The sequence below is a fragment of the Bacillus sp. C28GYM-DRY-1 genome (assembly GCF_030519405.1).
Taxonomy (GTDB): domain Bacteria; phylum Bacillota; class Bacilli; order Bacillales; family Bacillaceae; genus Bacillus; species Bacillus spizizenii_A.
The window spans coordinates 25893-34920 of record NZ_JAUMKF010000030.1; the positions used below are offsets into that span (position 1 = coordinate 25893).

Annotated in this window: 6 protein-coding genes and 1 pseudogene; 1 reads left to right on the plus strand and 6 read right to left on the minus strand. The window is 41.0% G+C overall.

Features of this window, described 5'->3' with window-relative positions:
- Window positions 1–8: 8 nt before the first annotated feature.
- From Q3W56_RS19255 to Q3W56_RS19280, 6 genes are all read right to left on the minus strand, one after another.
- Window positions 9–461, minus strand: coding sequence for a DUF6884 domain-containing protein (locus Q3W56_RS19255; RefSeq protein WP_302896544.1), 453 nt, complete (start codon window positions 459–461; stop codon window positions 9–11).
- Between the two features lie 129 nt (window positions 462–590).
- Window positions 591–1142 carry a GNAT family N-acetyltransferase gene (locus Q3W56_RS19260; RefSeq protein WP_302896545.1) on the minus strand — a complete coding sequence of 184 codons (552 nt, stop codon included), beginning with the start codon at window positions 1140–1142 and terminating at the stop codon, window positions 591–593.
- Between the two features lie 701 nt (window positions 1143–1843).
- Window positions 1844–3604 carry an ABC transporter ATP-binding protein gene (locus Q3W56_RS19265; protein ID WP_302896546.1) on the minus strand — a complete coding sequence of 587 codons (1761 nt, stop codon included), beginning with the start codon at window positions 3602–3604 and terminating at the stop codon, window positions 1844–1846.
- Window positions 3605–4179: 575 nt separating this feature from the next.
- Complete coding sequence (locus Q3W56_RS19270) at window positions 4180–5163, minus strand: tRNA dihydrouridine synthase (protein ID WP_302896547.1); 984 nt, start codon at window positions 5161–5163, stop codon at window positions 4180–4182.
- 271 nt (window positions 5164–5434) lie between these two features.
- Window positions 5435–6835, minus strand: a complete 1401-nt coding sequence (gene rlmD, locus Q3W56_RS19275) for a 23S rRNA (uracil(1939)-C(5))-methyltransferase RlmD (RefSeq protein ID WP_302896548.1) — start codon at window positions 6833–6835, stop codon at window positions 5435–5437.
- Between the two features lie 112 nt (window positions 6836–6947).
- On the minus strand, window positions 6948–7811 hold the full coding sequence (locus tag Q3W56_RS19280; protein WP_302896549.1) for a DNA-3-methyladenine glycosylase family protein: 864 nt from the start codon (window positions 7809–7811) through the stop codon (window positions 6948–6950).
- Between the two features lie 116 nt (window positions 7812–7927).
- On the opposite strand from Q3W56_RS19280, the pseudogene corA reads away from it, so the two are divergent.
- Window positions 7928–8885: pseudogene (corA, locus tag Q3W56_RS19285) on the plus strand (magnesium/cobalt transporter CorA).
- Window positions 8886–9028: the final 143 nt, after the last annotated feature.

Here is a 9028-nt window from a genome sequence, read left to right on the forward strand (position 1 = left end):
ATGTTGTGTTACAATTCTTGTTTATCTTCAACAGCCCGATTCAGCGCTTGCAGCATGTAGCCAATGCCTTTATACGATGACAGAGGCCAACTGATTCGTTGATGCTTGCCGATGACGGCGTTTAGCGCGCTTCGATATTTTTTTCCGCCAAGCATGACAAGCTCTTCGATATCAGATAAGCCCTTTTCATAAAATTGGCGGCGCAGCTCCTCCGCTGTCATGATTTCCGGATGACCGGCGCCAAAAGTCACATCGTAATTTTCCGATACGATATCATCAGGGCGAAGAAAGCCTTGCTTCGCAGACAAAATCACCCACTCATCGAAAAATGCTTTCGCATATTGCTCGCACGCCTGATGAAACGGGCTGAGATAAGCGTCCTCTGCTCTTACCGGCCCGGTATCGGGCTGGACGTCCCATATTTTTTTCTTGCCGCAGGGGATGATGCATAGTCGTTTCATTTTTCTCTCCCTATTTCTTTTTTATATAATACCCAAAATAACAAGTGCCCTGTTTAATTTCTCTTGGCACTTCGCAGGTCATAGAATCTGTTTTTCAGATCGCAGTTAGTTTCTTCCATATTTATCTTTTCACAAACCAGATGTAAAATCTTCTTTGATCATTGAATACATATATAAATCTTCAAATGTACCACAAGTAAATTCATAATGTCTCAGCAAGCCCTCTCTGCTAAAACCTTGTTTTTCTATTAGTTTTATCGATGGGATATTAGAAGGTTCAATAAGAGCTTCAATTCTTTCCAGCTGCAAGTGGTTATATCCATATTTAACGACAGCCTCTAATGCTTCACTGACGATTCCTTTTCTCCAATGTTCTTTGCTTAATTCATACCCAACTTCAGCTCGATAATGTTTTGCAAGTCTATTAAGAAACCCACAACTTCCTATGACGATGCCAGAATCTTTAAGTGTGATTCCCCACCTAATTCCTGTACCTTTTTCATATATGGATTTATACCACCTAATCTCTTTATAAACATCACTAGTCGTTTCAAAGGGTTCTAGCCCCATAGGCTTAACAACATCTTGATCTGAAAGATATGTTAGCATATCTTTGGCATCTTCAAAGTCTACTTCTCTTAAACATAATCTTTTTGTTTCAATTATAGGAAATTCTTTCATCAAATTCCCCCTTCAATGTATCCGCACCATCTCCTATTATTACCATGTATTTTATCTTATCCTTTTAGATAAAAAAAGATAGCAAGGAAAATTGTCCCTGCTATCTTGATTCTTACTATTTATAATCCCTCTACTTCAACAGCTTCATTGCCGCCCGCTCAGCAGCTGGACAATCTCGTGGCTGAATGTCTTCCTGGATATTGAATTTTTCATGACAAAGCGAGGCGGCGATGTCGGTACCGATAATCATATACGTTCCTTTTCCTCCCTGCTCGTTTACCTTTCGATTATCTAGCTTGAATCAACCTCTGCTGCGCTTCAAGTACAGTTTTGACCACTTCCTCATCACATTTGATCGGATAACGTTCCAATGATTTCGATGTTATATTGAGGTTATGCATGGCTACACTGTGGTCAATGATCCTTCGCACTCGTTTCTCAAGATCACGAAATGATCATTTTGTCTTGCTGAGGAATGATATTTGTCACCATTCCGCCTTCAAGCAGTTAACTTCTTTTTAAAAAGGCAGCTCTGGGGTGGGTATAGAAAAAGATATCTACACCTCACACCATTCAATGTAAAATAATATTGATCAATATTATTTTAGGGAAAAGAAAAAACGTATAAAAAAATTAGGCAACCATATACCAAAAGAATTTGGTAGCATAGCAGCCTAATGGAGTATTTTAACTTAATCCTGTTAGTTTTTTTCGTCTAACTCACATAATATACCATTGCCACGATCCATCTGTTCTCTAATTACCCTTACATAATAATCATTTCTCTTTATTAATTCTTCGTGCGTTCCAATATCCTCTAACTGCCCATCTTTAATCACAGCAATTTTATCGGCGCCTTTTACAGTGGAAAGTCTATGAGCAATAATTATAAACCCCATATTCCCTCTCAACTGAGAAACTGCTTTAATTAATTCCTGTTCAGTATCGCTGTCAACATTAGACGTATACTCATCTAATAAGACAAATGAACTTTTTCTTAAAAAAGCTCTAGCAATTGCTATTCTTTGTTTTTGTCCTCCAGATAAATAACTACCATAGTCACCAATATCCGAATTGTATCCTTCGTCTAATTTCATTATAAATTCATGAGCACTCGCTTGTTTTGCTGCAAAAATCACTTCTTCATCTGTTGCATTTGGATTTGCATATTTAATATTATCCTTAATTGTTCCGTCAAACAACGATGTATCTTGCGAAACAAGGCTAAACCCTTTTCGCCAAACTTGCGGAGGAATATTCTTATAAGAAATGTTATCAATCAACATGTCGCCAGAATTTGGTTCGTAGAATCTTTCAAGCAAATTGATAATTGTTGATTTGCCTGCACCGCTCTCACCAATCAACGCCAACACTTCTCCACGGCAAACATTTAAAGAGAGATTAGTGATGACATTTTCCTTCTTATTATATGAAAAATTAACATTTTCAAGTTTAATTTCATTATAAGGAAATCGCATTTTACTATCATTCTCTGTTTTGTTCTCTTCTTCTTTTTCCATTAAAATTCCAAAAACTTGTTTTAAGGAACCCTTCGCTTCATGATATGAGCCAATATTCATCCCAATACCCGCTACATGTACAATAACCTGGAATAAGTATAATACAAAAGCAACTAATGTACCCATTGTGAGGTCTCCAGAACCTAAACGCCAGAAACCAAATCCAACAACGATAACAACAATCACAAAACCAATCACACTCAATAAAGGATAAATTACGGAATCTATAATCGCTTCTTTAATACTCAATTGATACATGCTAGAAAAAAAGTTCTTTCCTTTGGCTTGTTCATCCTCTTCCCTACCGTAAGCCTTCACAATTTTAAAATTCCTTAGTATTTGAGAAGAAAACACGGTAACTTCTGATAATTTTTCTTGTCGAGTATAATTAATAAGCTCTATCCTTTTAAAAAGCGGTAAAATTAAAACAAAAGTAAGCGGTACAAGCACAATCACTAATATAGTTAACCAAAAATCAGTAAACATTAAGACTATAATGGCTCCAATCACAGATATAATGGCCATTACAAAATCTATTAGATCTTTTGTCAAGATGGACGAAATTAATGTGGCATCTTCAGTAAGACGACTAACTAAAGACTCAGACTTATTTCTTTGAAAATATGAAACAGGTAGTCTTAATATCTTACTCCATAAGATTTCCCTTAATAGATATACTACTTTTTCTTCCGTAAATTTTATAATAGAGGAAGCAACTGTAGAAGATACACTATCTGTTATTAACAAACCAACTACAAGGGCAATTAACGTCCAATCCAGCACTTGGTTTGAAAATTGATCAACAAACTCCTTTACTATCAATGGAGAAACCAAACCAATAGCAGCGCTTAACAACGATAAAATGAACGCCACAACCAGAGCGATTCTGCTTTTCACTGGCAAAGTATATTTTATAACTTCTACTATTGTTTTTTTAGACATATGATGTATTCCCCCATGCAGGTTAGTCATAGATATAGTATAGATTTTTTTATTTAATTATATCAAATGCAGAGATAATATTTTATGTATTACTTTTTCTTCTTTTTCTTTTTCTTCTTATCAGGAACTTTTTTTGTTACTTTTCTCTCAACCTTAAGGAAACCTAAACTAACTTTAATAACCGTTTCTACTACCTTTGCCATAAAACTATCTTTCCCCTTTTATGCTCATACACTATAATCTATGACCAACACCTAGCAAATGGTAGCATAATATCTTAAATATGTAAATAAATATCATCCCATTTTCTGATAATTTTTCTTTAATAATCTTTTTATTCCTTTTTTAAGGATTATATCACTCTATCTTAAAGTTACTAATATATTTCTCTTTATAATTCCTATTCTGGAACCAAAATATTAAAGAGTACTATTATAACAAAAATTGGCTGGAATAGTCGGGTTCAACCCCGTTTACCTACCAGCCAATTAACTGCTTATCATCAACTCTAATTTTAAGTAATCACACCAGTTTAGTTAGCGTCCTACTTCGCTTTTACCTTGAATTGGGAACTTCTACTGTTCCTCCACCCCATCAAGATACTTTTTCTCAAATTCATCGAGCAATGCACGCACTTCATCTGTTGACTTTGTGTTCATGCATTGGTTTCTTAATTCACTTGCGCCTCGGAATCCACGGAGATAAATCTTGAAAAAGCGAGGAAGAGGCTTGTACGGACGGGCTTCTAATGCTGAATATTGATCATGAAGATCCAGGTGCAGCCTTAAGAGATCAAGCAATTCTTTGCTGCTATGCTCTTTCGGCTCCTTTTCAAAGGCAAATGGGTTTGTAAAAATACCGCGCCCAATCATAATCCCATCAACACCGTATTGTTCAGCAAGCTTTAAGCCAGTTTGGCGGTCAGGGATATCCCCGTTGATTGTCAACAGTGTATCTGGCGCAACCTCGTCACGAAGTTTCTTAATCTCAGGGATGAGTTCCCAATGCGCATCCACTTTACTCATTTCCGCTCTTGTACGCAGATGAATGGAAAGATTCGCAATGTCCTGTTTCAATATGTGTGTCAGCCAGTCACGCCATTCGTCCACATCTGTGTAACCGAGCCTTGTCTTTACACTTACAGGCAATCCCCCTGCTTTTGCAGCTTGTATTAATTCTGCGGCAACTTCAGGACGGCAAATAAGGCCGCTTCCCTTCCCATTGCCCGCTACATTTGGCACAGGACAGCCCATATTAATATCTAGACCCTTAAATCCTAGCTCCGCCATACCAATACTCATTTGGCGGAAGTTTTCAGGCTTATCTCCCCATATATGTGCAACCATTGGCTGTTCATCCTCCGTGAAGGTCAAACGGCCGCGTACGCTATCCTTTCCATCCGGATGACAGTAACTTTCTGAGTTTGTAAACTCCGTAAAGAACACATCGGGTCTGCCAGCTTCACTCACGACATGGCGGAAAACAACATCCGTCACATCTTCCATTGGAGCCAGTACAAAAAAAGGCCGTGGTAATTCACGCCAGAAATTATTTATCATAACGAATTCAAATCCTTTCATAATGGGATATTGCAAACCCTTTATCCCAAAAATTAAAAAGCTGACTATATTTTTTTACACTTTTAGCATGCTTCAGCAGTTCTTATCAAACGATAGTAAATTTTGAACATGTAAATCTTTTTGCTAAAAGTGTTGGACTCACCACATACTTGTTTCCTGAGTCCCTACCCAAACAAATCGCAAGGAAAAGACCCGAAAATCGGAATTGTTTAGTTTACCGAGGTCCAGGTCTGATTAGGAATTGTTTATTTTAATGAGACGATTTCAATACAAGCTTCGCCACCGCTTCCACATGAGCCGTCTGCGGAAACATATCCACAGGCTGAATATATTCCACGCGATAATCCTTTGACAGCGCCTGCAAGTCCTTCGCAAGCGTGGATGGATTGCAGGAAACGTAAATAAAGCGTTTCGGTTTGACTTTTTTAATCGTGTCCAGGAACGTGCTGTCACAGCCGGTTCTTGGCGGGTCAACGATGACGACGTCTGGGCGGAAGCCTTCTTTCGTCCACTTAGGGAGCCAGTGCTCGGCTGTTCCTGTCACGTACGTGGCGTTTGTCATGCCGTGTTTTTTGGCGTTTTTCTTGGCGTCATCAATTGATTCCTTAATGACGTCCATGCCGCGGACTTCCTTCGCTCCGTCCGCTACCCACATGCCGATGGTGCCGACGCCGCAATACGCGTCAACGACTTTTTCTTTCCCGGTCAGCTGCGCCGCTTTTGTCACTTCATCATACAGCTTGACGGTTTGCTCCGGGTTGAGCTGGAAGAAAGCGCGGGCGCTTAATTCAAATGATACGTCGCCAAGCACCTCTTGGATCACGGTATGTCCGGCGAGTGGTTTTGATTTCTCACCGAAAATCACTGAGGTTTTCGCTCCATTTACATTTTGGATAATGGATTTGACCTCTGGCAGGCGCTTTTGGATCGCTTTGACGATTTCTTCCTTGTGCGGTAGCGTTTCTTTTGCTGTCACAAGCACGACCTGCACCTCTCCTGTTTCAAAGCCGACTCGCGTCACAATGGTGCGAACGTCGCCTTTTCGTTTCCGTTCATTATAAACAGATACATTGAAGTCCTCTAAAATACGGCGGACGATGCCTGTTGTTTTGTTAGTGGCCGGATGCTGAACGATACAGTCTTTAATTGGCACGATGTCATGAGAATCAAGCCCGTATAAGCCGGCGATGATGCTGCCGCTTTGGGAACGCCCGATCTGGAATTGGCTTTTGTTGCGGTAATTCCACGGGTTGTCCATGCCGATCGTTTCTTTGATGTCCATGTTTTCTACTTTAAACTTCGTATGGCGTTCAAGAGACTGTATGACGATGTCACGTTTTTCCCGAAGCTGCTGGCTGTAAGCAAGGTGCTGAAGCTGACAGCCGCCGCACTGTTCGTATACAGGACAAGGCGGTGTCACGCGGTGCTCTGACGCCTTGCGGATCTTCTTAATGCGGCCCTCCGAAAACTTAGGCTGAACCTTTGTCGCCTGCACGACAACCTCTTCGCCGGGAAGCGCGCCTGGCACAAAGACGACTTTTTTCTTAAAATAGCCGACACCTTCTCCGTTAATGCCGAGACGCTTAATCGTCAAGGGAAAGGTTTGTCCGGCTTTCAGTTCGACGGGCGCCTGTTTTTTTTGTTGGTTCACGTTGTTCTCTCCGTTTCTATATGAAGCTTTCTGCAGATGACAGAAAGTGAAATGTTTTTTCACATCTTTCTAGTATAACACGTTTGCATGATTTCCTTCATTGTCAGACGAATTATTCTATACTCCTCCACAAATACAAAGATGCATAGCTTAAATAAGGCTCCCATTCCTTACTCATCGTCAGCATGACATCCTTTGCCGGCTTATCGTCCAGCTCAAAATGGCGTTTAATTGCATTTTGGAGGCCGATATCGGCAAGCGGAAATAAATTAGGGCGACCAAGTCCGAACATGAGGACGTTTTGTACGGTCCATGGGCCGATGCCTCTGATTTTGATTAGTTTCTTCATAATATCTTCATCCGTCATATTCGGAAGCTCTGACAAGTCGAGTTTGCCTTCTGCGATCATCCTTGACGTATCAATGGCGTATTCCGCTTTTCTCATGCTGAATTGCAAATCGCGCAGGTCCTGATAATCGAGTTCCGCAATCGTTTCCGGCTTTGGATAGCACCACACGCCGTCCTTCTGTTCGCCAAATACATGGACAAACCGTTCTGTTAGCGTGTAAGCGAAGGAAAGATTGAGCTGCTGGTGGATGATGCATTTCATGATGCAGTTGTACACGCTGTAGTCCAGGACAAGCGGCGTGCCTGCATGCGTTTCAAAAATAGCGGACAGACTCGTTTTCGAAAAATGATCGAGAACGTGCTGCAGATCATGTTCCCATTGAAAAATCCGCTTGATTTCCTTCATCATCCCGTCCTGATCCGTTTCTCCGCTGACAAGAAACTCAGGCTCATCCGCATGTCCTAACGCCTTTATCTTCACAATGCACACGTCTCCCGCTTGGTTTCTGATCGGCACGCGGATTTCCCGCGCTTCTTTATCTGTTGCATTAAGAGGGTCTAAAGACAGTCTGTCCAGCACGCGGTCAAAGTGGTACGGAGGCGTGACAGATACGTTTTCTTTCCACATGGCATCCACCCTATTTCCGTTTTATGTCCAGTATAACACGCAGCTGGAAATAGGCAGAACAACGTATACTTTTCTCATAAAGGCCGCATGATATAATGGCAGGTGGAGGGTTGTTTATGATCAACATTACGGCAATTACAACAGAGCATCAGCTGCTGAAAAATATACCGATCGAACGAGTGAAACAGCCTGATATTACGTGGTACTGGGTTGATTTATACGGCCCGGAGGATACGGAAACGGCATTATTGAGAGATTCTTTTCATTTTCATCCGCTTGCCATTGAGGATTGCTTCCAGCATATGCAGCGGCCTAAGCTCGACCATTATGACGGGTATCACTTTTACGTGATTCATGCGCTGAATAAGGAAACACTTGAGACGGAGGAAGTCGATATTTTTCAAGGCGAACGATTTGTCGTCACCTTTCATTTACACGAGACACCCGGAATCGCCAAAGTCCGAGAGCAATTGTATGCTTCACCGGACATATTTAAAAAAGGGCCTGGGCATATCTCTTACATGATCATGGACCAGCTTGTTGATGAATATTTTCCTCTCGTGTACAAAATTGAAGACCGGCTGAACGAAATTGAAGAAAGCCGGCACCACAAAACGTACGGAACACTGATGAACGAGGTGTTTGATCTTAGGACAGACCTTTTGCATCTAAGACGGACCATTATTCCGATGCGTGATTTACTCTATCGGATTTTAAGCCTTGACCATGTGAAAGAGCAGCGGGAAATAAAGGCATACTTCAGCGATATTTACGATCATTTATTAAAGCTCAGAAATTGTGGAATCCAACCGTGACATGACGTCCGATTTGCGTGACAGCTACGTGACACTGAATTCAAACCGGATGAACGCGATTATGATGACATTGACCATCGTGTCTACAATTTTTATCCCGCTCACCTTTATTGTCGGCGTATACGGCATGAACTTCGACAACATGCCGGAGCTGCATTGGAAATACGGATATTTTGCCGTGCTCGGCCTGATGGCCGCGCTTGTGATCGGGATGCTGATATGGTTTGTACATAAAGGATGGTTCAATATATTTAAATGAGGACAGCGTGAAGCTGTTCAGGCTGTCGAGAAAATCTCGACAGCTTTTATTTTCCCTTAAAATATCCATTCTCCTGTAATAAAATAAAAGAAAGACTTCAAAAGGACGGTGTCTTTCTTATGTTCCACACAAGAAATTCTTCT